At 52.3% G+C, this 15,820-nt stretch carries 12 protein-coding genes; 9 read left to right on the top strand and 3 right to left on the bottom strand.

Going from position 1 to position 15,820, the window contains the following annotated elements:
* The first annotated feature begins 70 nt into the window (after positions 1-70).
* Positions 71-2,074, top strand: a complete 2,004-nt coding sequence (locus ACSPJT_RS00670) for an alpha-amylase family glycosyl hydrolase (protein ID WP_435894449.1) — start codon at positions 71-73, stop codon at positions 2,072-2,074.
* A 40-nt stretch (positions 2,075-2,114) separates the two neighbouring features.
* On the opposite strand, the gene ACSPJT_RS00665 is transcribed toward ACSPJT_RS00670, so the two are convergent.
* Positions 2,115-2,786: a PEP-CTERM sorting domain-containing protein gene (locus ACSPJT_RS00665; protein WP_435894448.1), complete on the bottom strand. Its 672-nt coding sequence runs from the start codon at positions 2,784-2,786 to the stop codon at positions 2,115-2,117.
* Between the two features lie 175 nt (positions 2,787-2,961).
* Between ACSPJT_RS00665 and ndk the strand changes: the two genes are divergently transcribed.
* The 4 genes from ndk to ACSPJT_RS00645 all read left to right on the top strand — a co-directional run bounded on the left by ndk (position 2,962) and on the right by ACSPJT_RS00645 (position 7,113).
* On the top strand, positions 2,962-3,375 hold the full coding sequence (ndk, locus tag ACSPJT_RS00660; protein WP_435894447.1) for a nucleoside-diphosphate kinase: 414 nt from the start codon (positions 2,962-2,964) through the stop codon (positions 3,373-3,375).
* A gap of 148 nt (positions 3,376-3,523) precedes the next feature.
* Positions 3,524-4,288, top strand: a complete 765-nt coding sequence (locus ACSPJT_RS00655) for a succinate dehydrogenase cytochrome b subunit (protein ID WP_435894446.1) — start codon at positions 3,524-3,526, stop codon at positions 4,286-4,288.
* Between the two features lie 35 nt (positions 4,289-4,323).
* Positions 4,324-6,294: a fumarate reductase/succinate dehydrogenase flavoprotein subunit gene (locus ACSPJT_RS00650; protein WP_435894445.1), complete on the top strand. Its 1,971-nt coding sequence runs from the start codon at positions 4,324-4,326 to the stop codon at positions 6,292-6,294.
* Positions 6,295-6,357: 63 nt separating this feature from the next.
* The gene (locus tag ACSPJT_RS00645) at positions 6,358-7,113 is read left to right on the top strand and encodes a succinate dehydrogenase/fumarate reductase iron-sulfur subunit (RefSeq protein WP_435894444.1); all 756 of its coding nucleotides are present in this window, start codon (positions 6,358-6,360) and stop codon (positions 7,111-7,113) included.
* Positions 7,114-7,191: 78 nt separating this feature from the next.
* Here the strand turns inward: ACSPJT_RS00645 and ACSPJT_RS00640 are convergent, their stop codons facing one another.
* On the bottom strand, positions 7,192-7,656 hold the full coding sequence (locus ACSPJT_RS00640; protein ID WP_435894443.1) for a thioredoxin family protein: 465 nt from the start codon (positions 7,654-7,656) through the stop codon (positions 7,192-7,194).
* Positions 7,657-7,902: 246 nt separating this feature from the next.
* Here ACSPJT_RS00640 and hisS point away from each other — a divergent pair, with 246 nt between their 5' ends.
* On the top strand, positions 7,903-9,192 hold the full coding sequence (gene hisS, locus ACSPJT_RS00635) for a histidine--tRNA ligase (RefSeq protein WP_435894442.1): 1,290 nt from the start codon (positions 7,903-7,905) through the stop codon (positions 9,190-9,192).
* Positions 9,193-9,275: 83 nt separating this feature from the next.
* Entirely contained in the window at positions 9,276-11,108 is a 1,833-nt protein-coding gene (aspS, locus tag ACSPJT_RS00630; RefSeq protein ID WP_435894441.1) for an aspartate--tRNA ligase, read from the top strand.
* Positions 11,109-11,403: 295 nt separating this feature from the next.
* On the opposite strand, the gene ACSPJT_RS00625 is transcribed toward aspS, so the two are convergent.
* On the bottom strand, positions 11,404-12,408 hold the full coding sequence (locus ACSPJT_RS00625) for a coproporphyrinogen III oxidase (RefSeq protein ID WP_435894440.1): 1,005 nt from the start codon (positions 12,406-12,408) through the stop codon (positions 11,404-11,406).
* Between the two features lie 178 nt (positions 12,409-12,586).
* On the opposite strand from ACSPJT_RS00625, the gene ACSPJT_RS00620 reads away from it, so the two are divergent.
* Positions 12,587-15,145 (top strand): sulfatase-like hydrolase/transferase, encoded by a 2,559-nt coding sequence (locus ACSPJT_RS00620; RefSeq protein ID WP_435894439.1) that lies wholly within the window; start codon positions 12,587-12,589, stop codon positions 15,143-15,145.
* A 52-nt stretch (positions 15,146-15,197) separates the two neighbouring features.
* Positions 15,198-15,767 (top strand): carbohydrate binding domain-containing protein, encoded by a 570-nt coding sequence (locus ACSPJT_RS00615; RefSeq protein ID WP_435894438.1) that lies wholly within the window; start codon positions 15,198-15,200, stop codon positions 15,765-15,767.
* Positions 15,768-15,820: the final 53 nt, after the last annotated feature.

The raw sequence follows: 15,820 nt of genomic DNA, 5'->3' as shown, positions 1-15,820 counted from the left end.
TCGGGCGTTATTCACGATATCTCAGACAATTTCCGTGCCTAAATCAGGCATCCATGATTAATATGACTGAGTGAGTAAAAACATCCCTATTCTTGTCAAAAACGATCCTTGGTTAGAGCCTTACACCGATCACATCCACTGGCGGATGATTCGACTTCAGGATCACATCCGTGAAGTAGATACTCGCTACGGTAGCTTGGAAGCCTACGCATCGGCTCACAAACATCTCGGGATTCATTACCACTTTAAAAACGATACTTGGACCGTGCGCGAATGGGCACCAGGTGCCAAATCCATTTCCTTGGTCGGTGATTTCAATGATTGGAATAACCAAAGCCATTCATTGGCGCTCGGAGATAGCGGAATCTGGGAAACTACGCTCCCCGGCGATGCTCTCAAACATGAAGATCAGATCAAACTCCACATCGTGGGTGCGGACGACTCGGTCCGCGACCGCATCCCTGCCACAATCCACCGTGCGGTGCAGGATGAAACTACCCACGACTACGCTGGCCAAATCTGGCAACCGAAGGACGCCTATGTCTGGAAAAACGAGTTCGACCCTGCGACCATCGATTGCCCGTTGATTTATGAGTGCCACGTAGGCATGTCTGGTGAGGAGCCCCGACTGCATACCTACCGTGAGTTCGCCGATGACGTGCTGCCACGCATCGAAGCACTCGGTTATAATACCATCCAGCTCATGGCGGTGCAGGAGCACCCATACTATGGCTCTTTCGGTTACCACGTTTCTTCATTCTTTGCTGCCTGCTCGCGCTTTGGCACACCCGAGGATTTGAAATATCTCATCGATAAAGCCCACGGCATGAAGATCGCCGTTTTATTGGACATCGTGCACTCACACGCGGTGAAAAACATCGCCGAAGGGCTCAATGAATTCGATGGAACTGACCACCAATATTTCCACTCTGGGGGTCGCGGAGATCAACCGCAGTGGGATAGTAAATGTTTTGATTACGGCAAGGATGAGGTTCGCCAATTTCTGCTCTCTAACACTCTCTACTGGCTCGATGAGTTTCGCTTCGACGGCTTCCGTTTCGATGGTATTACCTCGATGCTTTACCACCATCACGGAACCGTTGCATTTGACCACTACGATAAGTATTTCTCCGATGGCCCTGACGAAGACGCCATCCTCTACCTTGGCATGGCTACCAGCCTGATCAATCAGGTCAAACCTGGCTGTATCATCGTGGCTGAAGACATGTCCGGCATGCCAGGGCTTTGCCGCCCTACCGCAGAAGGCGGCGTCGGTTTCACTCACCGTCTGGCGATGGGAATTCCTGACTACTGGATCAAACTTCTCAAGCACAAACAGGATGAAGAGTGGTCACCAGAGGAAATCTGGAACGTGATGAGCAACCGTCGATTCGGCGAGGCTAACATCGCCTATGCCGAAAGCCACGATCAGGCATTGGTAGGAGACAAATCAATCGCATTTCGTCTCATGGACAAGGAAATGTACTGGCACATGGGCTCCGATGACCCAAGCCCGATCATTGAACGCGGTATCGCTCTGCACAAGATCATCCGTCTGTTCACCCTGATCTCAGGTGGCGAAGGCTGGCTGAACTTCATGGGCAACGAGTTCGGTCACCCAGAGTGGCTGGATTTCCCACGTGAGGGCAACGACTGGTCGTATCACTATTGCCGTCGACAGTGGTCGTTGGTGGATAATGAAAAATTGCGCTACAAAGACCTTAACGACTTTGACGCCACCATGATCCATCTGGCGAAACGCCACCACCTGTTAGCCTGCAATCCTGCGCAAATGCTGAGCGTGCATAATGCGGATCAAGTTCTAGCAGCAGAGCGCGGCAATGTCATCTTTGTCTTCAACCTGAACCCTCAGCAATCGTTCACCGATTACACCATTTCCATGCCTGGAAATGTCAAACCGGGCGATACCTACAAACTGGTTCTCGATAGCGACTCCGCAGAACACGGTGGACACCAACGCCTAGACGACTCTGTCACCTACCAAGTTAACGACGACTACAAACTCAGCCTCTATCTTCCCAGCAGAACCTGTATCGCGTTAGAGCGCGTATGAGTTCTTAGGGGCTATTAAGCCTCTAATGATTGAATTCAGACTAGCGTCTCCTGCGGGTAACGAGAGCCAAAGAGCCTAACATCGAAAGCATCATCGATGATGGCTCGGGAACTACGTCGAAGGCGGCACCGTCGCCAGGCTGGCTGCCGGCTTCTCGGGAGGCTAGAATATTTCCTCCACGGGAATTTCGAACCGTTGCTGCGGATGAATCGATCGCGAGAAGGAGTTCTCCGCTGTCAGGAAGTGTGGAGAGAGATAATGTCCGGTCGCTGTCTGTCATGGCAAAGTTAACATCGTTCCAGTTATATCCATTAGCCAGATCGCCGAATGGCTTTTCACGTGCAGTAAAGAGTAAAACGGTTCGCGGCTGGCTTCCAGATATACTCATAATCGAGACGATCCCTGATAGATTCGCGATAGTGCTGACGTCTCGGCTGCCGATACTGCCAGCGACAATCATCGCATTAAACTGAGTGCCCAGTGATCCGCTTACGTTGAACGGAGATGCTTCCGTGTCATACGAAAGTGTAAAATCAAATCCGTTATCGACGACATCGGCATAAAACTGATTGTTCTCAGTGGACCATGATTGCGTTCCAGAAAACTGTACGCCACCTGATATAGAATCCGAAGACAGCTGAACGGTTACGATGGAGGAATAAACTGGGCCAATGGATAAACCAACGGCTATGGCTATGCAGAAGAGCTTCATATGTTGCTGCGATTTAGTTGATCTTCGTGAACATGTCAATTCCGATACATCTGAATCCATGCCCATAACGTCATACAAGTAAGGGAGTCATCCCCAGTCTCTCCTGTTTATATAGAGCAAATTTTTAGCTGATTCACAGTTGCCAAGTTCCAAATTCCCCGTTAAAGCCGCGTTCATGGAAACTTCACTGATCCTTTTCAAACCCGACGCAGTTGAAAACAAGAACGTCGGCTCCGTGCTGGCTCGTTTTGAGGCCGAGGGCTTCAACATCCGTGGCATCAAGATGATGCAGCTGGATGACGCTATCCTCACCGAGCATTACTCCCACGTCGCTGACAAGCCATTTTTCCCTGAGATCGCCGCATTCATGAGCAAATCACCAGTGATCGCTCTCGCCCTCTCCGGTGAAAACGTCATCGACCGTGTTCGCGATCTTCTCGGACCTACTAACTCTAAGGAAGCTGCCGCTGGAACTATCCGTGGCGACTTCGGCACCGACATGATGGTCAACGTCTGTCATGCATCCGATGGGCCTGAAACCGCCGCCGCCGAGCTCAAACGCTTCTTCAAGGACGGTGAGTTATTTTAATCGCATCGAAAATTGAATCTTTCAGACCTGACAGGGTGATCCTGTCGGGTCTCTTTTTTGCCTTACCAAAGCTTTCTTCGCTCTTGGTTCTTGATTCTTCGCATCCTTTCCCTTATCCCTCGCGCGCACACTTTTCATCCAATTCTTCATGAGTCAATCCACCTGCTCTCTCTGCCGTTTCTGGCACTCCTCCATCGGTAAAAAAATCGTTGTCGCACTTACCGGTTTGTTCTTGGTGCTGTTTCTGGCCGGTCATTTGGTTGGAAACCTGCTGATTTTCCAAGGTTCCACGGACTTTAACGAATACGCCCACTTCCTGCATAACATGATGCATGGCTGGGGTATCTGGGGATTCCGCATCATGATGCTTGTGGCCCTTGTGCTGCATATCCTCGCAACCGTGCAACTGGTCGCCGCGAACCGCGCAGCAAGAACCACTCGCTATCAAAAGGAAGCCACCATGGTTGCTTCCCGCTCCTCACGAATCATGATTTGGAGTGGTCTGACCATTCTTGTGTTCTTTATTTTCCACATTCTGCACTACACCGTTCGGGTATCCCCTGAGCTCAAGGAGCTTGCTGACTTCGGTCAAAGCTGGGCCATGACCGTCAAAGGTTTCCAGAACCCACTGGTTTCCATTTTCTACATCATCGCCATGGGCCTGCTCTGCTCCCACCTCAGTCACGGTGTCGGATCGATCTTCCAAACGCTCGGCTTGCGCACACGTAAAACCGCTGGTGCGATCAACTGCCTTTCCAAGGCCTACGCTGTCATCATCTTTGTCGGATTCATCTCCATCCCGATCAGCATCTGCTTCTTTGGCTACGGTAAAGACGAGCTTAAGCAGACCGAGTCCGCTATCAAGGCAGCCAAGTCCATGGGGCTGGAAGGCATCCTCCGCGACGAGCACTAAACCATTTCTAACTGAAAATCTTCACACTGAATCCCATGTCACTCGATAGCAAAATTCCAGATGGTCCCATTGAACAAAAGTGGACCAAACACAAGATGGACTCAAAGCTCATTAACCCTGCGAACAAGCGGAAATACACCGTCATCGTGGTGGGTTCAGGCCTTGCAGGTGGGGCGGCTGCCGCATCGTTGTCCGAAATGGGCTACAAGGTGAAATGCTTCTGCTATCAGGACAGCCCACGCCGCGCCCACTCGATCGCTGCCCAAGGTGGTATCAATGCTGCTAAAAACTATCAGAACGATGGGGACTCGGTTTATCGACTGTTCTACGACACTGTCAAAGGCGGCGACTTCCGCGCTCGCGAGGCGAATGTCTATCGCTTGGCCGAGGTTTCTAACAACATCATCGATCAGTGTGCTGCTCAAGGTGTTCCTTTCGCCCGTGAATACGGCGGCCTCCTGGACAACCGGTCCTTCGGTGGAGCACAGGTGTCCCGCACGTTCTACGCCCGAGGCCAGACCGGTCAGCAGTTGCTGATTGGCTGTTATCAAGCTCTGGAAAAGGAAATCGCCAAAGGTGGTGTCACCATGTATCCGCGCACCGAGATGATGGACGTGGTCAAAGTGGACGGTCACGCCAAAGGCATCGTCGTCCGAGACTTGGTCACCGGTGAGATTTCCTCCCACGCAGGTGACACGGTCATTCTTGCCACCGGCGGATACAGTAACGTCTTTTTCCTCTCTACCAATGCGATGGGCTGCAACGTCTCCGCTGCGATGCGCGCGCACAAGCGCGGTGCCTATTTCGCCAACCCCTGCTACACCCAGATTCACCCCACCTGTATTCCAGTGAGTGGTGACTATCAGAGTAAACTCACGCTGATGTCTGAGTCGCTTCGAAACGATGGCCGTATTTGGGTTCCCAAGAGCAAGGAAGACGCCAAAGCCATCCGCGAGGGTAAAAAGAAAGCGATCGATATCCCCGAGGACGATCGTGATTACTATCTGGAGAGAAAATACCCATCCTTCGGAAACCTCGCACCGCGTGACGTTTCCTCCCGTGCCGCCAAGGAAGCCTGTGACGATGGTCGTGGTGTTGCCTCTACTGGCCTCGGTGTGTTCCTCGATTTCAAAGACGCCATTGCCCGACTCGGCGAAGACGTCATCCGCGCCCGCTACGGTAACCTTTTCCAAATGTATGAAAAGATCACCGGCGACGATCCTTACAAGACACCGATGCAGATCTACCCTGCCGTGCACTACACGATGGGAGGCCTCTGGGTGGACTACAACCTTCAAACATCGGTCCCCGGTCTGCACTGCCTCGGCGAAGCGAATTTCTCCGACCACGGAGCCAACCGTCTGGGTGCCTCAGCCCTGATGCAGGGACTCGCTGACGGCTATTTTGTCATCCCGACCACTATCGGCGTTTATCTCGCTGGCGAAAAACCAGGCTCCATCAGCACTGATATGGATCAGTTCAAGCGCGCTGAAACGGAAGTCAAAGACCGCATGAACGCGCTTCTTTCGGTCAATGGCAACCGCACCGTCGACAGCTTCCACCGCGAGCTTGGTCTCGTCATGTGGAACCACTGTGGCATGGCCCGCACCAAGGAAAGCCTCGAAGAAGCACTGCGCCTCATCCCACAAATCCGTGACGAGTTCTGGAAAAACGTTCGCGTTCCGGGGACGAACAACAGCCTGAACTCCGAGCTGGAAAAAGCCTCACGAGTCGCCGACTTCCTCGAGTTCGCCGAGACAATGTGCTATGATGCCCTGCAGCGTGAGGAATCCTGCGGTGGTCACTTCCGCTTGGAATATCAATTCACCGAGGACTCGCCAGAAGTGCAGGCAGGCAAGACCCAACCAGGTGAAGCCCAGCGTCGTGATGAAGAATTCGCCTACGTCGCCGCTTGGGAGTTCAATGGTGTTGGCCAGCCCCCCACCCTGCACAAGGAGGACCTCAACTTCGAAAGCATCCACCTCGCCATCCGCAGCTACGCTTAACCATACTTTGTCGTTCCTGACGGCAGTGCCCATCATCCATTCACGCATAACTGATATACCAAAATGCTCAATCTCACTCTCAAAGTCTGGCGCCAGAACAATGCAAACGACGAAGGTCGCATTGAGACCTACGATGCCCATGACATTCCAGAGGCTGCATCTTTTCTCGAAATGTTAGACATCGTTAACGAGCGAATCCTTAACGACGGAGGCGAACCTATCAATTTCGACCACGATTGCCGCGAAGGTATCTGTGGCCAGTGTTCACTTACCATTAATGGTATTCCTCACTCGAAAGAACGCGGCATCACTGCCTGTCAGCTGCACATGCGTAAATTCAAGGACGGTGAGACGATCTGGATCGAACCATTCAGAGCCAAGGCTTTCCCTTTGCTGCGTGACCTGATTGTGGATCGCTCCAGCTTTGATCGCATCATTGCCGCTGGCGGATTTATCTCTGTCCGCACCGGCTCAGCCCAAGACGCTAACAATTTACCAGTGGCCAAGACCCGGGCGGACGCTGCGATGGACGCGGCTGCATGCATCGGCTGTGGCGCCTGTGTCGCGGCATGTAAGAATGCCAGCGCCATGCTCTTTGTTTCAGCAAAAGCCGCCCACCTCAATTTGTTGCCACAAGGTGCACCTGAGAAAAACAAGCGTGTTCTCGGAATGGTTCGTCAAATGGACTCCGAAGGGTTCGGGAACTGCACCAACCAGTATGAGTGCGAGGCCGTTTGCCCGAAAGAGATCAGCGTCGACAACATCGCTCGCCTGAATCGCGACTACGCCATTGCTTTGGCCGACGAGGCCACTGTTTAACGCAAAGATCCTTCGTTAGGCGACCTCCTTTCTCAAAACGAGAGAGTTCCGTTGCACTCTAAAGCGCAACTGGCGTCTTTATTCCTCGATCATTTTTCCGAGCACTTCAATGAACTCGGCTTCATCAATTGGAGCTCGATATTCGTTTTGTAAGCTACCATTCCGGTAGATATGAAGGGTTGGCAGCACACTGATCTGTAGTTGGTTGATCAGTGCTTCATTTTGTTCGGCCCGCACCTTGGCGATGAGCACTTTATTGGGCAATTCTTTCAGTCTGGCATCGAGTTCCGCTGACTCTACTTTTGAGACTGAGGTTAATTCGTGTTTGAAGTAGACCACGACAATGCGACCAGGTTCGTTGATCACGCGATCAAAATCTTCTTCGTCCACTAAGCGGACCTCGGCATGATTCCCCCTGAAAACAAGGCGCTCTACACCATTTTTCACGACCTCCAGTGAACGGATTGTTTTCTGCCTGAGTTCTTTCGATCTCACGAGGGCAATAACTCCGATAATCAGAGCCAAATATATAAGTTTTTTCATCCCCTTGTGGTGGTGTGATTACTACTGGCGAACACGTATGAATCGGCTGGATCCATGGGAGGAGATTACGAGCTTTCGTCTGGATTATGCAGGCTCCCTTAATCATCACAAGTCCTAAATTGTAAATACATTGGATGTATCTAGTTTGCTTCGCTGAAGAATATGCAGCCTTTGACTGCAAGTTCACCTTCCTGCTTCCCCATTTCACTTGATTATACGGTCTGCCTGTGCCATTTCCCCGCGCACATGGCCGACAAGCGATTTCAGTCCCTGCCCGGATTCCGGGATTTCACTCCCCGCGATTGCGCGGTGCGTAATTATTTATTTTCTGTCTGGAGAGATGTCGCTCATCGTTATGGATTTACCGAGTATGAGGCCCCGATCGTGGAATCTACTGATCTCTACCTGAAAAAATCCGGTGGCGAGCTGACTACCCAGCTATTTCGCTTTGAGGATCAAGGCGGAAGGGACATCACTCTGCGACCTGAACTCACGGCGTCACTGGCACGTATTGTGGGTGCCAATCAGCGCGATTTTCCGAAGCCGCTGAAGTGGTTCGAAATCGGACCCTGCTTCCGCTATGAAAAACCACAAAAAGGTCGCGGCCGGGAGTTCATCCAGTTCAATGCCGACATCCTCGGCGAAGCCTCCGCCAGCGCCGATGCCGAGCTGATTGCGATGGCCATCGATACCATGCTTAGCCTTGGTTTCCGTGAAGGTGACTTTGTCATCCGCGCATCCGACCGCGAAAGCTGGCTTGCTTTCTGTGCCGACCATCAAATTTCCGAGCCTTCCGAGTTTCTCCCGATCGTTGACCGACTGGAAAAACTCAAACCTGAAGTGCTCAAAGAACAGCTCGATGCCTTCGGTGTCACTCGCGAGCAGGTAGACGCTTTCATCAACGATGAAGAAAACGCCTCCCCTGCTTTCCGAGAAATCCAGAGCAATCTCGAAGCACGTGGACTCGGCAAATACCTCGAACTCGACCTCACCATCGTGCGCGGCCTCGCCTACTACACCGGCGCCGTGTTTGAAATTTTCGACATGAAAAAATCCATGCGCGCTGTCGCGGGTGGAGGTCGTTACGACGGCCTGCTAGCCACGCTCTCCAATGGTGCCGCCGATCTTCCCGCCACCGGTTTCGCCATGGGCGACATGGTGATCCGCAATTTTATTGAAGAAACCCCCAACGCCAATCTCGAAATGGAAGCTTGGATGGCGCGCAATCCAGCCTGTGACGTCTACGTCGTCGTAGCTGACGAAAGCAAACGCAACGATGCTCTCGGCGTTATCTCCAAACTTCGCACCGCCGGCATTTCCACTGACTTTGGAATGTCACAGCTTAACGTTGGCAAGCAGTTCAAAAAAGCCGAACAATCCGGCGCCCGTTTCGCTTTGGTCGTTGGTGCTGAGTTCCCCGAGATGCAAGTCAAGATCCTCAGTTCCCGCAGCGAGGCTACCATCCATCCTAACACAAACGTGGTCGAGGCCATGCAACAACACCTCGACTCACCAGACGGCCCCCTTCTTGCCTAATCTTTTAACAACCACGGAAAACACAGAATACTCGGAGGCCAAATCCTCTTCATCTTGTTCATCCTGTCTCAAAAACTACTACTATGCGTACCCATCATTGTAACGAATTACACCACTCTAACATCGGCGAAACTGTCACCCTCATCGGCTGGGTGAATTCTAATCGCGACCATGGTGGCGTCAGCTTTATCGACCTCCGCGACCGCGAAGGTATGACCCAGTGTGTTTTCCGCCCCGAGGAAAATGCCCAAGCTGCCGAACTGGCCAAAGCCCTTCGCAGTGAGGACATGATTCAAGTCACTGGTGTCGTCGAGCAGCGTCCTGAGATCGAGGGTGTTTCCACCATCAATCCGGACATGGCAACTGGTTCCATCGAAGTCTCCGCCAGCGAACTCAAGGTCATCAACAAGTCCGAGGTGCTCCCATTCCAGCTCGACAAGGAACTCTCCAACGAAGACCTGCGCATGAAGTATCGTTTCCTCGATCTTCGTCGCGCGCGCATGACCCGCAACTTGCGTCTGCGTCACCGCATCACCAAGTCCACCCGCGACTTTCTCGACGAAGACGGTTTCTGTGAGATTGAAACTCCCATCCTTTCCAAGTCCACACCGGAAGGTGCTCGTGACTTCCTCGTGCCGTCACGCATGCACCCAGGCAGCTTCTACGCGCTCCCCCAGGCACCGCAGCAATACAAACAGCTGCTGATGTGCGGTGGTATTGAAAAGTATTTCCAGATCGCCCGTTGCTTCCGTGATGAAGATTTGCGAGCCGACCGCCAACCGGAATTCAGCCAGATCGATATCGAGGCATCCTTCGTCACCCCTGACGATATGCACAAGCTGGTCGAAGGTCTGTTAGGTCGAGTTTTCAAAGACGCACTCGACGTGGAAATCCCCGCAACCTTCGATCGTCTCACTTGGCATGAGGCCATGAACACCTACGGCTCGGACAAACCGGATCGTCGTTTCGGCTATCACCTCACCGAACTCAGCGACGAACTCAAGGACTGCGAATTCCGTGTCTTCTCTGGCGCCATCGCCAACGGTGGCGTGGTAAAAGCATTCAATGCCAAAGGCTTTGCCGGGGCTACTCAGGGTCAGATTGAAAAACTGACTCAGACTGCCATCGAAGCAGGCTCCAAAGGCCTCGCTTACATTCAAGTGCGCGATGAAGACCGCTCCACATGGCGCTCACCATTCGTCAAGCGCATGACCGATGCCGAAGTCGAAGCCCTGCGTGAAAAACTCGACATCGAACCTGGCGACCTCATCCTTTTTGGTGCCGGTGAATGGGAATCAGTATGCGAAGTGTTAGGCCGCATCCGCCTGTGCTGCGCCGAGCTTCAAGACGTTCTCAAAGACAACGACGAACTCAATTTCCTCTGGGTCACCGAATTCCCGCTTCTTGGTTACGACGAGGAAGAAGACAAGTGGAACGCCGTGCACCACCCGTTCACCCGTCCGCTTCCTGAAGACGAGGCTAAACTTATCGCGGCTACAACCGCAGAAGTTGAAGAAGAGAGCCAGCGATATGCCGGCCTCCGCGCCCAAGCTTACGACGTGGTGCTGAACGGTTACGAACTCGGTGGCGGATCCATCCGGATTCACGAGGCCGCTCTTCAATCAGCCTTGTTCACCGCTCTCGGTGTCACCGAGGAAGAAAAAGTCAGCATGTTTGGTCACATTCTCGACGCTTTCAAATTCGGAGCACCTCCACACGGCGGCATCGCACTCGGTCTCGACCGTCTCGCCATGCTCGTCTGTGGAGAGAACTCCATTCGTGAAGTCATTGCCTTCCCGAAAAACAACCGCGGCATGGACATTATGTCGGCATCCCCCGCCAAAGTGGACGCGCTCCAGCTACGCGACCTGCGCATCCAAAGCACGGTCAAAGAAAAGGCCCCCGAGCCAGTCTAACACCTAACCAATCATACCAAACCCATGGTTTCGCACAGCGGAGCCATGGGTTTTTTATTACCCATTCGCCCTCGTAAGACCATTCCCCAACGGGGAAACTCATACCAGCCTGGGGTGCAAACCCAGGTTTGAAATGGCCCCAAGATTCGCTGGCTGAAGGCCAGCCTTATAGTTTGCTCGAGCTGTCAGCGTCGCTCTATGAAGCAGGCCTTCAGCCTACGCTAGCCTTCCGTGAACTATCATGGGGATTCTCCCCATGCTGATATAAAAATCTCCGTCAGGATGTGCTTTCCCTCTACCGATGGTTGTCCACGGTGGGCGGCACCACGTTTCCTGAGGCTTGCTGCCTGAGTGCTTCTGGGTGTTCCCGGTAGTGGGTTCTCACCGCGTGCGCCAGCTGTAGCCTAACAGAGTCAGAGATTTCACCGTTAGCTGGTATTGCGTTCACCAGACTCCGCAGTAGTTCGTCTTGAGGAGATGTCATTTTTTCTTTCCAAGATTCGAGAAGCTCCCTGTCAATGTGAGACGGTAGTGAGCCCATGATGCCCAGATCATTTTGATCGTGGACAAGTAGTCCGGATGTGGTGCCGCGGTCCAAGGTCAACACTTGGAAAAGGTAAAGTGTGTGGTAGGCCAGCTGGACATTGCGATCCTCTGACGACTGCTCAGACTGCATTCTTTTTCCTAACAGGTCTAAGTAACAATCGATTACGGCAGAGCCAAATCTGGATGCTAGCGCGAGGTCAGCCGCTGGATCATCGCTGCGGTATTGCTCCAGGTAGAAATGCACCACCCCACGGTGTCGGCCCAGCGCGGGGATGTGGAAATATTTATCCCCCTGTGCCGAGCCTTCCTCAAATTGCTCAGGCGCGACCGTTTCAAAACACTGTCTGAAAATTTCGCTGTCCTCGGCATATTCGATCGATGGATTTAAATCCGCCATCACACGCCAGTATCCCCCCTGTCCGCCTTTCATCTCCGTCCAGCTGATGTGCATGTGCATCGATGGTGCATGAGCGTTTCTAGGATGAATGATGGTGGAGAGCGCTGTGGCCGAGGCGAGTTTCTTATCAGGATCATCCTGGTAATGGATATGGGAAACATTGACTGAAGCTCGATTGAAAACCTCGTTATCGGAGGTGAAGTATCGAGAGCCTCCTCCATGTCGTCCCTCGTCACGTAACCATTCCGCGTGGTTGAATTTCACGGAGACAGCTACCTTTTCCAATCCCTGCACAAACTGCTTTTGCAAGCTGGAGACAAGCTCAAGCGCCGATTCTGATGGCGTGGGTGACGACATGACTGAAGAATATGCATCGACCGAGAATCAAGCAACGCAATATAGGGCGTTCTCTTTGCAGATTCTACCACCGCGTATATCGTTCAGGCAATGATACGCAAATTGAGCCATCTGGGCCGTATATTCACACCTTCCCTGCCTTGTGGCCACCCCAAGCATCTGGCCTAGTTAGTAAAACATGAATGAAACTCATTTAACTGGGCATCATGGTGATGGGAACTGGTTGAAACTGCTTCTCATTTCCATGGGGCTGCTTGTATCCCTGCCTTTGGATATTCAGGCTCAAAACCCCAAACCGAATGTTCTATTCATCGCCATTGATGACTTGGTTCCCACACTTGGATGTTATGGCGACACCACCGCGCTAACTCCCAAGATCGATTCCTTGGCATCACAGGGACTGACTTTTCTGAATCATCACTGCACATGGTCAGTGTGCGGTCCTTCACGGGCAGCACTCACCACTAGCCTGCTTCCAGAGGAAACCGAGGTCACTGGGTTCAAGCCCATCCGCGACATTCTCCGAGATGTCATTACCCTCCCGCAGCACTTCAAGAACAACGGTTACGAGACAGGTTGCCGGGGAAAGTTCCATGACCACCGCACGGTTGGAGATCCTAACCAACCTAAAGATGCTGATGGATATTTTCCAAATGGTGACGACATCGACGACCCTCAATCTTGGTCGATCCCATACAGCAAAGCTGACACTGGCGTCTACAATCCACCAGGAAAACCCGCATGGGATAATGCGGATGAACCGGATGCTTCTTATACCGATCATAAAATCCTGACAGCGGGACTCGCCTTGGTCGACCAAATGGCAGCAGGGAACAAACCATTTTTCCTCGCAGTTGGATTTAAAAAACCTCACCTCGCGTTCATTGCCCCCAAGCGCATGTGGGATCTTTACGACCGCGAAGAGATGCCATTGGCCTCCTACACCGATTTACCGATCGGTGTTAGTGCCCGCACCAGCGACCCCCTAACTAACAATAACGAAATTCTCGGCTACGAACCATTCAGTAACGACAACCACCTCCCAACAACCGAAGAGCAAAAAGACCTGATCCACGGCTACTACGCCTGCACATCTTGGGTGGACTACCTCGTAGGAGAACTGCTTGCCAAGCTCGCAACAACAGATGACCCGGTACAAGCAGGTAAAAAATTGTCTGAAACCACGATCATCGTTCTATGGGGCGATCATGGTTTTCATCTCGGCGACCATGGTAAGTGGGCAAAGCACACCGGTATGGAGCGTGGCAGTTCGTGTCCGCTGATCATCTACGATCCACGTAGCCCTAACAACGGAGCGAAAACCATGGCTCCAGCCAGCACTTTGGACATTTACCCGACTCTCTGTGAACTGGCTGGTCTCCCCATCCCATCGCAACCCATCGACAGCAGCACACCCACCGGTCGGCCACTCAGAGGACGCAGCCTCGTGCCTATCCTTGTCGACCCTACAACCTCAGTAAACACCGGAGCCATCAATGTTTTCAACCAAGGAGGAAACATCGGGTATTCATACCGCACCGAACGCTTCCGCTATATCGAGTGGGTAAACAGTTCGAATGAGGTCACCGAGCGCGACCTCTATGACTATACGCTGGATCCTGACGAACGCCGCAACGTGGTCAATGATCCGGACTATGCTGCCATTGCCTACCAACTGTCACGGGCAATGAGGGCTGACACAACCACTCAGGGCTGCGCTAGACTGCAAGATTCCAGTCCGATTAATACCGGCAGTGATGCCTATCTGCCTTTTTCCCAAATCGTCGCCAATTCACCCAACGAGATTCAAATCACTTGGCCGGGCTCCACTGGAGTCAGTTACAAAATCACCTCCAGTACTGACCTGACTGCTTTACCTTGGGCATCATATGCTCCTACGACAGACAACCTGTCGGGGACCACCACCACGCTTCCCACCCTCGGCGACAAACGCTTCTTTCTCATCGGGTTTGGAACAAATACCCCGCCCACTTGGATTTCAGATCCCTTGACGAAGCCTCTCGCTGTGCAAAATACAAGCTACTCCGCCACTCTCGCTGATAGCGCCAATGACGCGGATTCCGGAGACACACTCACCTTTACCAAAGTCTCCGGGCCCGCTTGGCTCAATGTCGCCTCTAATGGAACCCTATCTGGCACCCCCACAACCAGTGACGTCACAGCCAATTACTTTGTGATTCGGGTAACCGACAGCCACGGTGCCTTTAGCAATGCAACCTTGCAAATCTCCGTTCTGAGTTCTGCTCCACCTACAATTAGCACCTTCGAGGCCAGTGATGACACTTATGCCAAAGAGAACGATCCTGCGTTAATCTATGGTGGGCAACAATCCATCCAGCTCAAACATGACTCCGGAAGACGTATTGGGTATCTAAAATTCAGTGTCAGTGGTGTAGGAACCGTTCAAACTGCCCGGCTTTATCTTCGTGCCACACCTAGTAACGACGTCGGCGAATCTGACAACGTCAACGCCTTGGCCGTGACTAATACCACATGGACCGAGGGCAACCTTGCTTGGAATGGCAGACCCTCCACAGGTGCTGTCATCGGTACGGGGACAGCCACGCCAGATGCTTGGTTCTTTATCGATGTTACCTCCTACATCGCTGGAAACGGAACATTCTCAATTGCCTTGGACGAATTAGGAGGGTCAAGGGGCAAGATCTTCAGCAAAGAAGGTGGCTCCGCTCCATATCTCGAGATCACTTGGCAATAAACCCGCAGCGCTGTCGAACAGCCACTAACAACCAACCAAAAAATAAAAACATATGAATATAACCAAAACACTAACAGCCGCAGTTCTCGTGTGCACCTTCCAGATTTCTTCAGCTGGAGAAAATCTTGTTCAAAACGGAGACTTCTCCACCAAGAACTTGAAGCCATGGAAAGTATTTGCACTCAAAGGTGAAACCAAACCTGAAGCTAATGTAGCCGAGGGCATTCTCACCATGAAGTCCGCCACAGTAGCTGAGAACGCAAGCAAGCGCCAGATGATGCAAGACCTGACTGGGGTAAAGTCTAACACGGCATACACCCTCAGCTTTGACGTCAAAGCCTCTTCACCATCCAAAGAACTCATCGTTCTCCTCAACCCATCTAAACCTGGCGATGGTCACTACGGGCTGCGCAGAAAAGTGGAAGTCACCACCGAATGGGCTACACAGACTGTCAAATTCACGTCCAAAGAAATCGCCGCTGACAATCCAGCCAAACTCAAGTTTCTCCTTGGAATGATCAAAGGTGAAATCAGCCTTCGCAATATTAAACTCGCTGAGTCTAACGGAGCAGGTAAAGGCGGGGGAAAGAAAAAGGAGCCAGCAAAGACTCCTGCTGAATAAGCCTCTCACATTCTACTCAATTCATCAACAGAAGAGCCGGGTCGTAATGACCC

The organism is Oceaniferula spumae, from assembly GCF_042849255.1.
Taxonomy (GTDB): domain Bacteria; phylum Verrucomicrobiota; class Verrucomicrobiia; order Verrucomicrobiales; family Akkermansiaceae; genus Oceaniferula; species Oceaniferula spumae.
The sequence above is the reverse complement of the archived record's forward strand: the minus strand, read 5'-3'. Positions and strand labels throughout refer to the sequence as shown.

Coding starts and splice junctions, on each gene's coding strand:
- ACSPJT_RS00665 (WP_435894448.1), bottom strand. CDS start 2,786: ATGAAGCTCTTCTGCATAGCCATAGCCGTTGGTTTATCCATTGGCCCA.
- ACSPJT_RS00645 (WP_435894444.1), top strand. CDS start 6,358: ATGCTCAATCTCACTCTCAAAGTCTGGCGCCAGAACAATGCAAACGAC.
- ACSPJT_RS00640 (WP_435894443.1), bottom strand. CDS start 7,656: ATGAAAAAACTTATATATTTGGCTCTGATTATCGGAGTTATTGCCCTC.
- ACSPJT_RS00650 (WP_435894445.1), top strand. CDS start 4,324: ATGTCACTCGATAGCAAAATTCCAGATGGTCCCATTGAACAAAAGTGG.
- ndk (WP_435894447.1), top strand. CDS start 2,962: ATGGAAACTTCACTGATCCTTTTCAAACCCGACGCAGTTGAAAACAAG.
- aspS (WP_435894441.1), top strand. CDS start 9,276: ATGCGTACCCATCATTGTAACGAATTACACCACTCTAACATCGGCGAA.
- ACSPJT_RS00615 (WP_435894438.1), top strand. CDS start 15,198: ATGAATATAACCAAAACACTAACAGCCGCAGTTCTCGTGTGCACCTTC.
- ACSPJT_RS00625 (WP_435894440.1), bottom strand. CDS start 12,408: ATGTCGTCACCCACGCCATCAGAATCGGCGCTTGAGCTTGTCTCCAGC.
- ACSPJT_RS00620 (WP_435894439.1), top strand. CDS start 12,587: ATGAATGAAACTCATTTAACTGGGCATCATGGTGATGGGAACTGGTTG.
- hisS (WP_435894442.1), top strand. CDS start 7,903: ATGGCCGACAAGCGATTTCAGTCCCTGCCCGGATTCCGGGATTTCACT.
- ACSPJT_RS00655 (WP_435894446.1), top strand. CDS start 3,524: ATGAGTCAATCCACCTGCTCTCTCTGCCGTTTCTGGCACTCCTCCATC.